Raw genomic sequence first — 14,628 nt, forward strand, 5'->3', positions numbered from 1 at the left:
TCAGGCGGCCTTCTGGTGACGCTGCCAGTAGCCCTTCCACACCTGAGACGGCGCGTGGCGCAGGCTGGCTCCCGTCATCATCAGATACTGCTCACCGTTGCTGACGCGACGGTAGTTCTCACGCCAAGCCATCTCACCGGCATAGGCGGCGAGGTAGGGGCCAGCGACGTGGTGATGGATGCCCATCTCAGAACGGCGAAGGCGGGAGAAGAACGACTCCGCTTGGTTCGTGCAGGCCTCGCCGTCGCTGTAGGCCTGCTGATGGTTGATGCGGTGGGTCAGGAACGTCTCGTGCAGTTTATTCCAACCGGCTGCCTCGTCAGCGTGAACGACGCTGCCGGGGGCGACACGAGCCTTAATTGTCTCAATTGACTCGGCCTCGGCGCGGAAGGCGAAGGTGAGAGCCTTGCCCTTGCGCTCGCGGATAACGACCACGACCCGACGCTTGCCGGTTTGGTTCTCGGCGAGGCGACGGTCGCGGCGATCCTCCTTGCGGTTCTCAGGACGGACGTGGCCGCCAAAGTACGCTCCGTCCACTTCGACCGTGCCGGAAACGGTGGCTTCGGCGGACTCGGCGGCGACGGCCTCGCGGAGCTTGTGCGCCATCACAAACGCCGTCCGGTACTGGCAATCGAGGTCGCGGGAGAGTTGGAGGGCAGAGTGACCCTTGGCACCGTTGGCGAAGATGGCGATGGCGAGAAGGTGGTCGCGGATCGGCAGCTTGCGGCTAGCGAAGATGGTGCCCGACGTGACGCTGTATTGATGGCGGCAGCCGGCGCACTTGAAGAGCTTGCGGGTGGCGATGAAGGAGTGCTTGAGGCAGCCGCAGCGCGGGCAGAAGGGTTCGCCGTTCGTATCGCACCAGCGGATCAGCTTGAACGTCGTCCAGGCCCCGTCGTCCGACAGCCGCGCGACTTTGGCGAGGGAGAGGGAGCGAGCGGCGCGGGAGAGAAGGAAGTGCTGGGCCACAGCGTCACCTGAACGTTTTGCGTTGAGGTGAGTTATATTGTCAATAAGATATCAGGTCAACGCTTTTAATCGCCCTTGACCGTTAAAAACGTCCATGTTACCGAATTTGCGTGATGACGCCTGAGCAATGCCGCGCTGCCCGTAGTTGGCTCGGTTGGCCGCAGCAAGAGCTGGCCAAGCGATCGAACGTGGGCCTAAGCACAATACGCCAGTTTGAGAGCGGCCTCCGTAACCCCATCGCCAACAACCTGTCGGCGCTGAGACGGGCGTTGGAGGAGGCTGGTATCGTGCTGATGACAGATCCGGCCGGGATCACCTTCGTTGGCAACCCCGGCACGGAGACTCAGAACGGCAGCGGAGATGCGCCGTGATGCGAGAGGCCGCGCACGATCTTGGAGACCGTGCCGCCGTTAACGCAGAAGTAATGCGAAGCCTTCGACTGACTCCACTCAAGTACCAAAACGGCGTGGAGGATGTGGCAGGCGGTGAGATGGTCGCAAGGAAACTCGGGAATCATAGCTGGTCCTCGTCGCCACACAGGCGAGTTCTAGGATCCGGCTTGAACGAAACGCCCAAAAATGCGATTTTACGGCTGCGGGCCTCGCTTTTTGGTCGCTTGTCCAAACCGGACGGTGATTGAGTTGCAGGGTTCGGCCTGAGGTCGGTGTTAGCGCACCGACCTCAGGCCATCAGGCTCTTCTGAGCCCATGGCAGCCGACCATGATGTTCTCCTCCGGTTAGCGCCGGTCAGGACGCGGGGTGGAACAGGTAGCTCACTCAAAGAAACCTTTGGACGAGCCGGCATCTGGGCCGTTCGGCGGTGAGACGCCGGACGGCCCATTCTTTTGGGATGGTACTGCGTAAAGAGCCCCATCCTTTACAAGGCGACCCTGCCTAACTAAGCGTGATAAGGCGCTGTAGCCGTATTGCGGGTTCTTGGTAACTCGTTCAACGAACTCATCGTTGTTGCGCAAAGCTTCCATTAGGGTCTTGGGCCTAATCGGACCATTCTCTAATATGAATTTGGCAATGAATAGTCCGACGCCAGTCAAGCCACTTTCGTCGGCATCATCATCGAGATCGCCAGATTGACTTAAGGCGTCATAGAGTGCAGCCGAATAGACTTTGTCCGCGTGCCTGACGACTTGCCCATCATCCTCCATACGCTCTAAAGCAGCGTAAAGACCGTTAGGGTTGCGAGCTAAACGCTCTTTTACCTCTTCGTTGTCGCCATCTCGTATGCCTTGAGCAATCTCCTTTGGAAGCAATCCTCGGGTAGCGGCGCTTATCACAGGCTCAATCGCGCGACGCCAAACGGAGCGAGTGGCTTCTCCTCCGTCTGAGGCCGGCATTATAGAAAACAGAGTGGCTTTGAACTGTGCAGGCAAAATGAGCGAGATCGCCTCAAACCAGCGGTCTTCCTGCTCAAGCTTACTTTGAAGCCGACCAATCTCAGCTGCGATCTCGTCGCGTTCGACCCTTCGACGAAGGATCTCTTCGCGCGTCAAGCTAAAGTTCCAAGAGGATGATTCGGACACGCGCACGACTCCAACCCCGGTCTTATCGCCGATATCCCTTTACCCCGCAATAGCGACAGGGATGAAGACAGGAGGTTAGGAGATACGGGCATCCGAAGGTTCGAACCTAATAAGGTCACTTGGCATCGCTTCACCACTCACCTCAACGCTTTTGGGTGAGCTTGCTGCATAATACCGGGTAGTCGAGCCGCCCCAGGGTGTGGATCAGCCGCGGCAGGATCACCGCCTCGCGGTAGAGGGCGACCAGGATCGTGTAGGTCGGCAGCGCGCGCTCGGGGACCCGGCGGCCGCCGCTTTCCGGCTCGGTGCGTGCCGGGACCATCACGGCGGAAAGGCGCAGCGTCAGCATGGCCAGGACGGCGCCTTGCCCGACTGCGAGCAGCGCGAGCCCGATCGCCTGGGGCAACCATCCGGCCGCGAGGAACAGCAGGACGACGAGCCCGAACAGGCACAGGCTCGGCCAGGCCGGCCCGGGCGTGCAGGACCATTCCGGATAATGCCGCGGCAAGTCGTTGGCGGCGCCGTCGGCGATCGCATCCGCGAAGCACGCGAAGGCCGCCAGCCGCAACCGGCGCGGCGAGGTGATGGCCGGCGGGCTCGCCATCCGTGCATATCCCGCCAGCAGGCGCGCGATGGCCGCGCCGCGCGGTGCCGCGACGACGGATCGCACCGACCCGTCCGCGAGGGGTGCCGCCCCCACCTCGAGGATCTGCGGGTAGCGCGCGTTCTCGCCGAGTGGGACGTGATCGAGAAATACGGTGCCGAGGGCGCGGGCGAGGGCGCGGTAGAACAGCTCCTCGTCCATCAGACCGCGGTTGACGAGGACCGTCGCGGCGTCGGTTCCGCAGATGCGGGCGAGGGCAGCCGCCTGGGCGAGGGTGGCATGGGGGACGCCCTCGCCCAGCAGGAAGCCGATCTCGGGCGGCAGGGTCGCCCGGCTCGCGGGTCCGCCAACGGCTGGGTTCGCCAAGCGGCCACTCGCAGGAACTCGCAGACATGCTAGGAAGCGAGGGTGAGCCAGACCTCGTCTTCACACGATCACTGCCGACGAAATGTTGCCCCTGGGTCAAGGCCCGGGAGACGGCTTGCTGTGGGTCTCGCCCTGGCCTCCGCACTCCTCCTCGCGGGTGTGGCCGAGCGAGCGCAGTCGCAGGTGTCCGCTCCGGCACCGGTCCCCGGCGTCGCGATCCCGAATTTCTGGAATCCGCGCGCCCGCGGCGAGCGGGTCGAGGCACCGCAGCTCGGGCGCGCCATCCGCTTCCTCACCGACGACGAGTTTCCGCCGCTGCATTTCGCCGGTCCCGACGGCAATCCGACTGGCTTCTCGGTGGAACTGGCGCGCGCGGTCTGCGACCGGCTCGCGATCACCTGCTCGGTCCAGGCGCGCCGCTTCGATACGCTGCTCGACGCCCTCGACGAGAAGCAGGGCGACGTGGTCGCCGCCGCGATCCCGCTGACGGCGGGGTTGCGTGCCCGCTTTCTGTCGACTCGTCCGTATTTCCGCTGGCCGGCGCGCTTCGTCGCCCGCGGCGACAAAGGGCTGCCGGCCCCCTCGGCCCAGGCGCTGACCGGCAAGAGCGTCGGCGCGATCGAGGGGAGCGCGCACGCGGCTTACGTGAAGGTGTTCTTTCCCGCGGCGACGCTGACACCCTTCCCCGATCTTTCGGCGGCCGAAGGCGCGCTGAAGCGGGGCGAGGTCGATTACCTCTTCGCCGACGGCCTCAACCTCGCCCTGTGGATCGGCGGCCAGGATTCCGAGCGCTGCTGCGCATTCGTCGGAGGCGATTACCTGGAGAGCCGCTATTTCGGCGAAGGCATCGGACTCGTCACCCGTACCGAGGACGCCGCGCTTTCCCGCGCCCTCGACGATGCGCTCCAACGCGTCTGGGACGACGGGAAGTATGCCGAGCTCTACCTGCGGTTCTTCCCGGTCAGCCCGTTCTGAACGCCCGCGTTGACCGGCCCGGAGCCGGTCCATAGGGTGCGGCCCCTCCGCCGACCGATGCGTCCGCGCGCTCCCGTTTTCCTTGCCCAAGCCCCGTCCTCGCCCAAGCCCCTTCCTTGCCCAAGCTCCTTCCTTGCCCAAGCTCCCGATCATGACCGCCCCGCTCGCCCTCGATCCCGACATCCTCGACGCCGCCGCCACGGCCGCCGCATGGCCCTTCGAGGAGGCGCGCAAGCTCGTGGCGCGGCTGGAGCGCCGACCGAAGCACGAAGTGCTGTTCGAGACCGGCTACGGCCCCTCGGGCCTGCCGCATATCGGCACGTTCGGAGAAGTCGCCCGGACTTCGATGGTGCGCCACGCCTTCCGGGTGCTGACCAACGACAGCGTGCCGACGCGGCTGATCGCGTTTTCGGACGACATGGACGGCCTGCGGAAGGTGCCGACCAACGTGCCGAACCAGAACCTGCTGGCCGGCGCCCTGAACCTTCCGCTGACCCAGGTGCCCGACCCGTTCGGCACGCATGACAGCTTCGGCGCGCACAACAACGCCGAGCTGCGCCGCTTCCTCGACGCCTTCGGCTTCGACTACGAGTTCCGCTCGGCGACCGAATGCTACAAGGCCGGCATCTTCGACGACACGCTGCGTCTGGTCCTCGACCGCTACGACGCGCTGATGGCGATCATGCTGCCGTCGCTCAGGGCCGAGCGCTCGGCCTCCTATTCGCCGTTCCTGCCGATCCATCCGGTGACGGGTCACGTCATGCAGGTGTCGATCGACGAAGTGCGGCCGGCCTCCGGCACCATCGTCTGGCGCGATCCCGCCACCGGCGAGGGCTACGAGACGCCCGTCACCGGCGGCCACGCCAAGCTGCAATGGAAGCCCGATTGGGCGATGCGCTGGGTGGCTTTGGGCATCGACTACGAGATGGCCGGCAAGGACCTGATCGATTCCGTCAAGCTGTCGGGGCGGATCGCCCAGGCGCTCGGCGCCGAGCCGCCGGAAGGCTTCAACTACGAGCTGTTCCTCGACGAAAACGGCCAGAAGATCTCGAAGTCGAAGGGCAACGGCCTGACCATCGACGAATGGCTCGCCTACGGCACCCCGGATTCGCTCTCGCTGTTTATGTACACCAAGCCGCGCGAGGCCAAGCGCCTGTTCTTCGACGTGATCCCGCGCAACGTCGACGAGTACGACAACTTTCTCGGGCGCTATCCCAAGCAGGACGCGAAGCTCCGCCTCGGCAACCCGGTCTGGCACCTGCATGCCGGCGCGCCGCCGGAACCGGAGGCGATCGACGCCTCCGGCACGACGATCAGCTTCGCCATGCTGCTCAATCTCGTGGCGGTGGCCAACGCCGAGACGCCCGACGTGCTCTGGGGCTTCATCCGCCGCTACGCGCCCGATGTCGGCCCGCAGACGCATCCCCGGCTCGCGGCGCTCGTCGACCGCGCGCTCGCCTATTATCGGGACTTCGTGCGGCCGCAGAAGCAATACCGGGCGCCGACCGCCGAGGAAGCCGCGGCCTTGCGCGATCTCTCGGATACGCTCGACGGCCACGATGGCTCCGCCGATCCGGAGGCGCTACAGGCGGTGGTCTACGAGGTCGGTCGCCGGCATTTCCCCGACCTGTCCGGCAAGGCCAAGAGCCCGGACGGGCGCCCCGGCGTCGCGAAGACCTGGTTCGCCTCGATCTACACCGTGCTGTTCGGCGAGGCGCAGGGGCCGCGCTTCGGCTCGTTCATCGCGCTCTATGGCGTGCCGGAGACGCGGGCATTGATCGGCAAGGCGCTCGACGGCGACCTCGCCGCCGAACATGCGGCCTTCCTCGAAGCCCGCAAGGCGGCCTGAGGTCCGCGGCCCATCGGCTGCACCAGCGCGTTTATCCGGCAGACCATGCCACCGGGCTCCGGCCGCCATTCGACCTCGCCGCCGAAGGCATCGGCCAGCGACCGCTCGATCAACCGCGAGCCGAAGCCGCGGCGGGTCGGAGGGGCGACGTTCGGCCCGTCATGCTCGCTCCAGCGCAGGGCGAACCGGCGCCGGCCCTGGTCGCGATAGGTCCGCCACGCCACCTCGACGCGCCCGCGTTCGACCGAGAGGGCACCATACTTCACCGCGTTGGTGGCGAGTTCGTGCAGCGCCATGGAAAGCGCGAGCGCCTGACCCGGCCCGAGGCGGACCGCCGGTCCGGCCAGGTGGACGCGATCGGGCTCGCCGCCGAGATGCGGGGTCAAGGCGGTCTCGACGATCCTGGCGACGCCGGCACCGGCATGGCGTTCCTCGATCAGCAAACCCTGGGTCTGTCCGAGAGCCACGATGCGTGCCGTCAGGCTCTCGCGGGCCTCCTCCGCACAGACGGGCTCGCGCAGCACCTGGCGGACCATCGCCTGAACCAGGGCGAGCGAGTTCTTCAGGCGATGCGCCAACTCGTTCACCATCAGGCGCTGCTGCGTGTAGCGGGCGAGGAGGACGGCGTGCGCCTGTTCGGAGACCTGAAGCCGCGTCCGAAGCGCCGCAAGATCCCGCTCGAGGCCGGCGGCCCGCGGATCGCCCCGCGTCGACGCCAGATCGACGAGAACGCCGTCGGCGTTCCCTCCGGCGTTCGAGGGAGCACGCGCGAACACGACCTTGTCGAGTCGATCGGTCATGACGGATTTCAAGCGTAAGCCGTATCGGATCGAAGGCTCCGGAGAGCAGGACACGCGACGGCAAGGAACACCGAATGAACGTTCGATGATCAATACATCAATGCGCGTATGCAACAATCGCCGCGCGGAAAAATGTTTTCGTTAGAATTCGAGCCGCCGATGAAGCGCGCCGATCTCGGGAATTCTCTCGTGGCCACGCGGAGGCGATCTGCATTCGAGCCGACCGGTGCGGGGTCCGGTCGAGACCTGCGCCATGCGGATGCCGCCGGCACAGGCCACGAGGTTCCGGGCCGAGACGATCCGTCCGCGCAGGAGCGGGCCCGGCCAGCGGCGGGGGGAAAGCATCGAACCAGGGCACGTGGCCCAGGCGGAACGGGTCCAGAGAGGGCGGCTGCGACGAGTACCGGTGGTCGGCAACGCACGTCAGGCACAACTCCCCAGTCGAAGGGAATAAAAGCATAGTATCGTCGCACTGTCAAGGGTCGTCACGCGCGTACGGAAGCGCGACGTTTCGTGGTCGGGCCGGTCCATGGGACGCCCTGGGACAGGCGGGACAACCGTCCCAATCGTTCGTCGATCCGAACGCCGGGCGGCCGTCATGTCTCTCACCAGACTCCCGCTGCGCCAGGGTGGCCGGATTCGAGACGCACCGGCGTCGGCTCGCCGACGAAGGCCTCGACACCTTCCCCGATCGACGCCTGCGTCGCGGAGCGCGTGCGGGGAGGACGGCGCGGTTTACAGCGGCCGGGGTCGCGGCTAACACCCGAGCCCACACCTCACACCCGAGTTTCACACCAGATGCGCGCCGAGATCGAGCAGGCCTCGGATGCCGCCAAGCAGTCTATAGGACTGCTGAGGAGGCATCTTTGACTGGGACACCGTCGACAAACGCCTCGCGGAACTGAACGCCGCTTCGGAGGATCCAGAGCTGTGGAACGACGCCGAAGCCGCGCAAAAAGTCATGCGCGAGCGCCAGCAGCTCGACGAGGCCGTCAACGCCATCCGTAAGCTCGAGCAGGATCTCGACGACGGAGCGATGCTGATCGAGCTCGGCGAGTCGGAGGGCGACGAGGCCTCGATCCGCGAGGGCGAGGCCACCATCAAGGCAGTGGAGAAGGAGGCGGCCGGCCGGCAGGTCGAGACCCTGCTTTCGGGCGAGGCCGACGCCTTCGACACCTATCTCGAGGTCCATGCCGGAGCAGGGGGCACCGAGAGCCAGGACTGGGCCAACATGCTGCAGCGCATGTACGGGCGCTGGGCCGAGCGCAAGAAGTTCAAGGTCGACATCGTCGAGATGACCGACGGCGAAGAGGCCGGGATCAAGGGCGCCACGCTCCTGATCAAGGGCCACAACGCCTATGGCCGGCTCAAGACGGAGTCGGGCGTGCACCGGCTGGTGCGCATCTCGCCCTATGATTCCAACGCGCGCCGGCACACCAGCTTCGCCAGCGTCTGGGTCTATCCGGTGATCGACGACCGGATCGAGATCGAGATCAAGGAATCCGATTGCCGCATCGACACTTACCGGTCGTCGGGCGCGGGCGGCCAGCACGTCAACACCACCGACTCGGCGGTGCGCATCACCCACAACCCCACCGGGATCGTGGTGGCGTGCCAGCAGGAGCGCTCGCAGCACAAGAACCGGGCGACCGCCTGGAACATGCTGCGCGCCCGCATGTACGAAGCCGAGCTGAAGAAGCGGGAAGAGAAGGCGAACGCGGAGGCGGCCTCCAAGACCGACATCGGCTGGGGGCACCAGATCCGTTCCTATGTGCTGCAGCCCTATCAGCTCGTGAAGGACCTGCGCACCGGCACCCAGTCGACCGACCCGGACGAGGTGCTCGACGGCGCCATCGACCCGTTCATCGAGGCGTCGCTGGCCCAGCGGCTCTACGGGGCGACGGAGAACGTCGAGGACATCGACTGATCGGTCTCGGCCCCTGCCGAGACCGGGCGAAGGCCTATCTCGGCAGGGCCAGCTTCTGCAGCTGAGCCTTCGACCACGCGAGCCAGGATCCCGTTCCCAGGCCGTCTACGCCCGGCGAGGTGTCCGCAACCTCTCCGCTGAGGCTGGCGCCGGCCCTCAGGAACCGCTCCGGGTCGACGGGCTGCCCATCGATCCGGACCTCGTAGTGCAGGTGGTTGCCGGTGGAGCGCCCCGTCGAACCGACGCGGCCGACGACGGCGCCGGCCTCGACCCGCTGCCCCGGCGCGACCGTGTAGCTCGCCAGATGCGCGTAGCGCGTGACGAAGCCCTGGCCGTGGTCGATCTCGACCATGTTGCCGTAGCCGCCGCCGTATTCCGCCGCCGTGACCCGACCGGCCGCCGTCGCCCGGGCGGCGGTGCCGTGGTCGGCCCGCATGTCGAGCCCGGTATGCATGGCGAGCCCGCGGGTGAACGGATCGAAACGGGCGCCGAACTCGCTGGTGGTGACGGCGTCTTCGGCGAGCGGCCTGCGGAAGGGCAGGGCGGCCACGGTTCGGTTCAGACGCTCCGCATCGGCGGCCGCACGCTGCGCCTCGGCCAGCGCGAGATCGAAGGTATCGCCGCTCAGCGGAACCAGGGGGCCGCCGATGCCGCGCTCGAACTTGTAGAAGCGGGCCGGATCGACGCCGGCCTGGAGGATCACGCCACGGAAGCGGTCGGCTTTGCGCACGGCCGTCGCGGCGATGCCGCCGAGCACCTGCGACTGCCGCTCGGCCAAACGGTCGAGCCGGGTTGCGAGACCGGCGATGTGACGATCGAGCCGGCGCTCCGGCGCCTCGGCGCGATCGCCTCCGCGCATACGCAGGTCGAAGGAGTCGGCGGGTTCGCCGGGTGTCGGGAAGGGCTTTTGCGGTTGCGCGGGGATCGGCTGAGCGCGCGGCGGGGCGGCCGGGATCGAGCCGGTCGTCTCGGGATCGCCGGCGCCGAGACCGGCGAGCAGTCCCTGGCGCTTCTCGATCAGCGCCTGCCGCTCGGTGAGCGCTGTGAGCCGGCCCTCGAAGCCCTCGCGGTTCCGCACCCTCTCGCTGTCGGAGCGCTCGACCTGGGTCTGCAGCGCGCCGACCTGCGCCTCGTAGGCCAGTTGCACCGCCCGTACTTGGCCGAAGAAACGGCCGAGCATCTCGTCGTGAAACACGATGTAATAGCTGGTCGCGCCCGACCAGAGCGTGCTCGCGGCGAGCGCCATGGCCAGCACCGGCACGAGCCTGCTCCGGCGTGGGGGAACCGGACGGTCATCCCCGCGGCGGCGGCGCGGCGCGGCGTCGGCGGCCAGGACGTTCGATGGTGGGATGGGTCGCATTCAGGCCGAACCGAAGAGCCGAGTGCGCCCACCACACAGCGTCAAGGTTAACGAAGCGAAAAAGCGCCCGCCCCGCCCGTCGCATCAGCCGAGCGCGCGGGCCGCCTCCAGCACCTCCTCGGCATGGCCCGGCACCTTCACCTTCGGCCAGATCCGGGCGATCCTCCCCTCACCGTCGATCAGCATCGTGGTGCGCTCGACGCCCATGTACTTGCGCCCGTACATGCTCTTCTCGACCCAGACGCCGTAGGCTTCGAGCATCGCCTTGGCCTCGTCCGAGGCGAGGGGGAAGGTCAGCCCATACTTCGCGCGGAACTTGTCGTGGCTCTTCACCGAATCGGGGGAGACGCCGACCACCGTGGCACCCGCCGCCGCGAAGGCGTCGGCGAGGGCGTTGAAGCCCTGCGCCTCCAGAGTGCAGCCGCTGGTGTCGTCTTTCGGATAGAAATACAGTACCACCTTGCCGCCTTTGAGCCCATCGAGCGCGATCGTCTCGCCTCCTGCGCCGGCTAAGCTGAAATCCGGGGCGGTTTGACCCTGTTCGAGAGGCATCATGCCTTCCTTTCGGCTGATTGATGGTGTGCCTCGGAACCGCGCCTCACAGTTGTGGCGCGCCACGCCGACAGACGCGACAGACCCAGGCCCGCCACCCGATTAGCCCGGGCGTGTGGGCCGATCCAGCGGCGAAGGATGAATGGACCAGGAAACGGCCCACTCGCTCCTCAAGGAGGCGGTGACCGGCGAGGCTGCGCCGCGGCGTAAGCCGTCGAAGCCGCCGCGCAGGGTGCGCGGCCGTGTCCGCCGTTCCTGTTTCTGGACCGCGTTCGCACTGGTCCTCGTGCTCGGGCTCGGTGGCGGCCTCGCCGTGTACCGCCTGTCGCAGGGGCCGTTGCGGATCGACGGCATGTCCGAGCGGGTCGCCGCCGGCCTCGCCGGCAGCATCGGACCCGGCTGGCGGGTCGATCTCAGGGACAGCGCGCTGGAGCTCGATTCCGAGAACTCACTGGCCTTGCGCGTCGCCGGGCTCGACGTGTTCAACCCGGAGGGCGCGCTGGTCGTGCGGGCGCCGCTCGCAGTCGTCAGCATCGACACCTGGGGCCTGCTGCGCCTCTCGGTGCAGCCGCGCTCCATCGAATTCCGCGACCTCAGCATGACGGCGCTCGTCCACGGCGACGGCTCGATCGCCTTCGCCGCCTCCTCGCCCTCCCAGGAGGGCGCGGCCAAGCCCCATACCCTGCCGAGCGTCGACGGCGCCCGCGGCACCGTCTCGCCGCTCTCGGCCGCCGTCGCATCGATCTTCGGCGTCGTGCTCGACTCGGCCGGCGTCGTCGGCGCCCTCGACAGGGCTCGCATCACCAACGGCCGCCTGACCCTCATCGACGACGCGGCCCGCGAGCGCGCGGTGTTCGAGCGCGTCAACGGCCTGTTCCGGCGCGACGCCGTGCGCGACGCCCGCATCTTCGAGCTGCGCATCGACGGCCCGCACGGCGAATGGCGCTTCGGCGGTGACCTGCATGAAGAGGGCGGCGGCAAGCGCACCGGCACCATCACCCTCGACGACCTGCCGGTCACAGACATGCTGTTGCTCGGCGGCCTCTCGAAGCTGCCCGTCGAGACCGACCTGAAGCTCTCGGCCTCCGCCGACGTCGCGATCGATCGGGGGCGGATCGAGACCATGAAGGCCGGGATCCGCTCCAGCGCCGGCAACCTCCTCATCGAGGAGAAGGACTTCAACCCGGTCACCATCGAGACGCTGAACGCTGCGGTGAGCTGGGACGAGGCACGCCGCGCCCTCAAGCTCGATTCCCTGGTCTATGACGGGGCCGGAAACAGCGCACGCCTGGAGGGCGCCTTCGCCCAGAGCCCGACGGGCTCGGGCAGCGACTGGACCTTCCGCTTCGGCGGCCGCGACGCGGTGATGCGTGGCGCCACTGCGGCCGATCCTCCCGTGAAGATCGCCGAGATCGATGGCCAGCTCACCGGCCGGGCCGGCGGCATCAGCATCGACAGCTTCACACTGAAGGGCGAGGGGCTCAACGGCCGCGTCGCCGGCACCATCGGCACCAGCGCCGACGATGACGGCGTGACCCTGCGCATCACGGCCGCCGACACGGAGGGACGGCTCGCCCTGCGGCTCTGGCCGGAGCACATCGCGCCGGGCGTCCGCAACTACCTCGTCGACTACCTGCGCGGCGGCAAGGTCGACACCACCGACATCGTCATCGACATGAGCGGGGCCGAGGTCGCGGCGGCGACGAAGGGCGACCCGATGCCCGACCAGGCGCTGCACATCGCCTTCGCCGTGTCGCAGGCGGGTCTGACCGTATCGAAGGATGCGCCTCCGCTGAGCCACGGCAAGGTCACCGGCACCATTACCGGCCGCACCACGACGATCGTAGGCGCCACCGCCGACATCCGCATGGCCGACAACCGAGCCCTCGGTATCAGCGACGGGTCGTTCCAGATCCGCGATCCCCAGCCGGGCAAGATCATCGCCCAGATCGGCCTACGCCTCGGCGGGGGTGCCGACGCGGTCGCGGCCCTGCTCCAGACCAAGATGTTCAAGGGTCTCACGGGCACCGAGATCGACCCGGCCACGGTGAAGGGCCACGCGGACCTGCGCATCGATTTTCCATTGAACCTCAAGCACGTGCCGGACCTTGCGGAGATCCCGATCACGCTCAGCGGAGCCCTGTCCGACCTCTTCGTCGACAGGGCCTTCGGCAAAGAGCGCTTCGAGGCCGGACACTTCGCCCTGAACTACGACCGCAGTGGCTTCGTCATGAAGGGCGATGGCCGGGTGCTCGGCGCGCCCGTCACGATCGACCTGAAGCAGCCGAAGCCCGGCGCACCCGGCGAGGCGCTGGTGACCCTCGTCCTCGACGAGAGCTTTCGCGCCAAGAAGGGATTGCCCGTGGCGCCGCAGCTGACCGGGTCGATTCCCGCGCGGATCACGGTGCCGATCGGCCGCCCCGGCCCCGGCAAGCCGCCGATCCGGATCGAGGCCGATCTCGCGAAGGCCGGCATCGACGGCGTGCTGCCCGGCTGGTCGAAGGCCTCGGGAAAGCCGGGAAAGCTCGCCTTCACCCTGGTCGAGACCGCCTCGGGCGGCTCGGAGCTGCGCGAAATCGCCCTCGACGCCGCGCCGGTGCTGGCGCGCGGCAGCGCCGCGATCACCGCGGAGGGCGGCTTCGACCGGGCCGACATCACCAGCCTCAAGCTCTCGCCGGGCGACGACATGCGCGTCTCGGTCGACCGCACCGGCGGCCTCTACAAGGTCTCGGTGAAGGGCGCGGTGGCCGATGCCCGCCCCTTCCTCAAGGCGCTGACGAGCTCGGACTCGAAGAAGGGCAAGGACAAGGACGGCAAGGACGTCGAGGCCGACATCGCCCTCAACATCCTCACCGGCTTCAACGGCGAGGCGCTGACGGGCGCGAACCTCAAGTTGACGATGCGCGACGGCGACGTTCGCAGCGCGCAGATCAAGGGCCGTTTCGGCAACGCCCCCCTGACCGCGACGATCCGGCCGGAGCGCGGCCAGCCGCTGCTCGCCCTCGATTCCGACGATTCCGGCGCGACGCTGCGCTTCTTCGACGTCTACAAGCGGATGTATGGCGGCAAGCTCGACCTCGACCTGTTCCTGAACGACGGGCCGCAGGCGGGCGTCGTGAAAATTACGAACTTCGTCCTGCGCGACGAGCCGGCCCTGTCGCGGATCATGGCCTCCGGGCCGGCGGCGGGCGATGCCGTCGATGCGCGCGGCCGCCGCGTGGCCGCCGCCAACGACGTCGGCTTCGACCGCATGCGCGCGAATTTTTCGCGCAGCGGCGCCCGAGTGAGCTTCCGCGACGCGGCGATCTCGAACGCGGCGATGGGCTTCACCATGGGCGGCTGGCTCGACACCGCCAAGGAGCGCACCCAGATCGACGGCACCTTCGTGCCGCTCTACGCCCTGAACAACGTGGTGGCGCAGATTCCCGTGGTCGGCCCACTGCTCGGCGGAGACCGCAACGAGGGCCTGTTCGGCGTGAACTTCGCCGTGTCGGGTCCGATCGCCAAGCCGACGGTCAGCGTGAACCCCCTCTCGGCCGTCGCGCCGGGCTTCCTGCGCCAGCTCTTCGGAGCAGGTGGCGGTGGCGGCGAGGCTTCCGCCAACGGTCAGCCGGAGCGCTGACGCGAACGGTGCCGAATCATTTCCGTCGTTGCGAGCGCGGCCCTGGGTTGCTTCGCCTACGGCTCG

13 protein-coding genes are annotated in these 14,628 nt (G+C 67.6%); 5 read left to right on the plus strand and 8 right to left on the minus strand.

All coding sequences use genetic code 11. The features are described from left to right. A complete protein-coding gene (locus tag MHA02_RS03290; RefSeq protein WP_147076533.1) occupies positions 1-969 on the minus strand; it encodes an IS1595 family transposase in 969 nt (322 codons plus the stop codon). Between the two features lie 113 nt (positions 970-1,082). Between MHA02_RS03290 and MHA02_RS03295 the strand changes: the two genes are divergently transcribed. Further along, the gene (locus tag MHA02_RS03295; RefSeq protein WP_147076534.1) at positions 1,083-1,340 is read left to right on the plus strand and encodes a helix-turn-helix domain-containing protein; all 258 of its coding nucleotides are present in this window, start codon (positions 1,083-1,085) and stop codon (positions 1,338-1,340) included. Here MHA02_RS03295 and MHA02_RS21975 read toward each other — a convergent pair. From MHA02_RS21975 to MHA02_RS03305, 3 genes are all read right to left on the minus strand, one after another. Continuing rightward, the gene (locus tag MHA02_RS21975; RefSeq protein ID WP_170248979.1) at positions 1,313-1,486 is read right to left on the minus strand and encodes a hypothetical protein; all 174 of its coding nucleotides are present in this window, start codon (positions 1,484-1,486) and stop codon (positions 1,313-1,315) included. The two genes, MHA02_RS03295 and MHA02_RS21975, sit on opposite strands and share 28 nt — an antisense overlap. A 256-nt stretch (positions 1,487-1,742) precedes the next feature. Next, a complete protein-coding gene (locus MHA02_RS03300; protein WP_147076535.1) occupies positions 1,743-2,477 on the minus strand; it encodes a hypothetical protein in 735 nt (244 codons plus the stop codon). 172 nt (positions 2,478-2,649) lie between these two features. After that, entirely contained in the window at positions 2,650-3,477 is an 828-nt protein-coding gene (locus MHA02_RS03305; RefSeq protein WP_147076536.1) for a hypothetical protein, read from the minus strand. 42 nt (positions 3,478-3,519) lie between these two features. Between MHA02_RS03305 and MHA02_RS03310 the strand changes: the two genes are divergently transcribed. Together MHA02_RS03310 and MHA02_RS03315 are read left to right on the plus strand one after the other, a co-directional pair. Beyond that, a complete protein-coding gene (locus MHA02_RS03310; protein WP_373318370.1) occupies positions 3,520-4,452 on the plus strand; it encodes a transporter substrate-binding domain-containing protein in 933 nt (310 codons plus the stop codon). A gap of 151 nt (positions 4,453-4,603) precedes the next feature. Continuing rightward, positions 4,604-6,301: a lysine--tRNA ligase gene (locus MHA02_RS03315; protein WP_147076538.1), complete on the plus strand. Its 1,698-nt coding sequence runs from the start codon at positions 4,604-4,606 to the stop codon at positions 6,299-6,301. On the opposite strand, the gene MHA02_RS03320 is transcribed toward MHA02_RS03315, so the two are convergent. After that, positions 6,202-7,101: a sensor histidine kinase gene (locus MHA02_RS03320; RefSeq protein WP_147076539.1), complete on the minus strand. Its 900-nt coding sequence runs from the start codon at positions 7,099-7,101 to the stop codon at positions 6,202-6,204. The genes MHA02_RS03315 and MHA02_RS03320 overlap by 100 nt on opposite strands. 141 nt (positions 7,102-7,242) lie before the next feature. Next, positions 7,243-7,446: a hypothetical protein gene (locus tag MHA02_RS21980; protein ID WP_170248996.1), complete on the minus strand. Its 204-nt coding sequence runs from the start codon at positions 7,444-7,446 to the stop codon at positions 7,243-7,245. A gap of 453 nt (positions 7,447-7,899) precedes the next feature. Here MHA02_RS21980 and prfB point away from each other — a divergent pair. Continuing rightward, a protein-coding gene (gene prfB / locus MHA02_RS03325; protein WP_147076540.1) for a peptide chain release factor 2 occupies positions 7,900-9,028 on the plus strand; the annotation gives its coding sequence in 2 pieces (ribosomal slippage) (positions 7,900-7,968 and positions 7,970-9,028; 1,128 coding nt in all). A 34-nt stretch (positions 9,029-9,062) separates the two neighbouring features. Here prfB and MHA02_RS03330 read toward each other — a convergent pair. Then, positions 9,063-10,289 carry a M23 family metallopeptidase gene (locus tag MHA02_RS03330; RefSeq protein WP_238180330.1) on the minus strand — a complete coding sequence of 409 codons (1,227 nt, stop codon included), beginning with the start codon at positions 10,287-10,289 and terminating at the stop codon, positions 9,063-9,065. A 183-nt stretch (positions 10,290-10,472) separates the two neighbouring features. After that, entirely contained in the window at positions 10,473-10,940 is a 468-nt protein-coding gene (locus tag MHA02_RS03335; protein ID WP_147076592.1) for a peroxiredoxin, read from the minus strand. A gap of 142 nt (positions 10,941-11,082) precedes the next feature. On the opposite strand from MHA02_RS03335, the gene MHA02_RS03340 reads away from it, so the two are divergent. Next, a complete protein-coding gene (locus tag MHA02_RS03340; RefSeq protein WP_147076542.1) occupies positions 11,083-14,562 on the plus strand; it encodes an AsmA-like C-terminal region-containing protein in 3,480 nt (1,159 codons plus the stop codon). The last annotated feature ends 66 nt before the right edge of the window (positions 14,563-14,628 follow it).

This window comes from Methylobacterium haplocladii, from assembly GCF_007992175.1.
Lineage (GTDB): Bacteria > Pseudomonadota > Alphaproteobacteria > Rhizobiales > Beijerinckiaceae > Methylobacterium > Methylobacterium haplocladii.

Excerpts from the sequence above, each read along its gene's own strand:
- MHA02_RS03335 (WP_147076592.1), bottom strand. The coding sequence starts at position 10,940 with ATGCCTCTCGAACAGGGTCAAACCGCCCCGGATTTCAGCTTAGCCGGC.
- MHA02_RS03340 (WP_147076542.1), top strand. The coding sequence starts at position 11,083 with ATGGACCAGGAAACGGCCCACTCGCTCCTCAAGGAGGCGGTGACCGGC.
- MHA02_RS03315 (WP_147076538.1), top strand. The coding sequence starts at position 4,604 with ATGACCGCCCCGCTCGCCCTCGATCCCGACATCCTCGACGCCGCCGCC.
- MHA02_RS03295 (WP_147076534.1), top strand. The coding sequence starts at position 1,083 with ATGACGCCTGAGCAATGCCGCGCTGCCCGTAGTTGGCTCGGTTGGCCG.
- MHA02_RS21975 (WP_170248979.1), bottom strand. The coding sequence starts at position 1,486 with ATGATTCCCGAGTTTCCTTGCGACCATCTCACCGCCTGCCACATCCTC.
- MHA02_RS03320 (WP_147076539.1), bottom strand. The coding sequence starts at position 7,101 with ATGACCGATCGACTCGACAAGGTCGTGTTCGCGCGTGCTCCCTCGAAC.
- MHA02_RS21980 (WP_170248996.1), bottom strand. The coding sequence starts at position 7,446 with ATGCTTTCCCCCCGCCGCTGGCCGGGCCCGCTCCTGCGCGGACGGATC.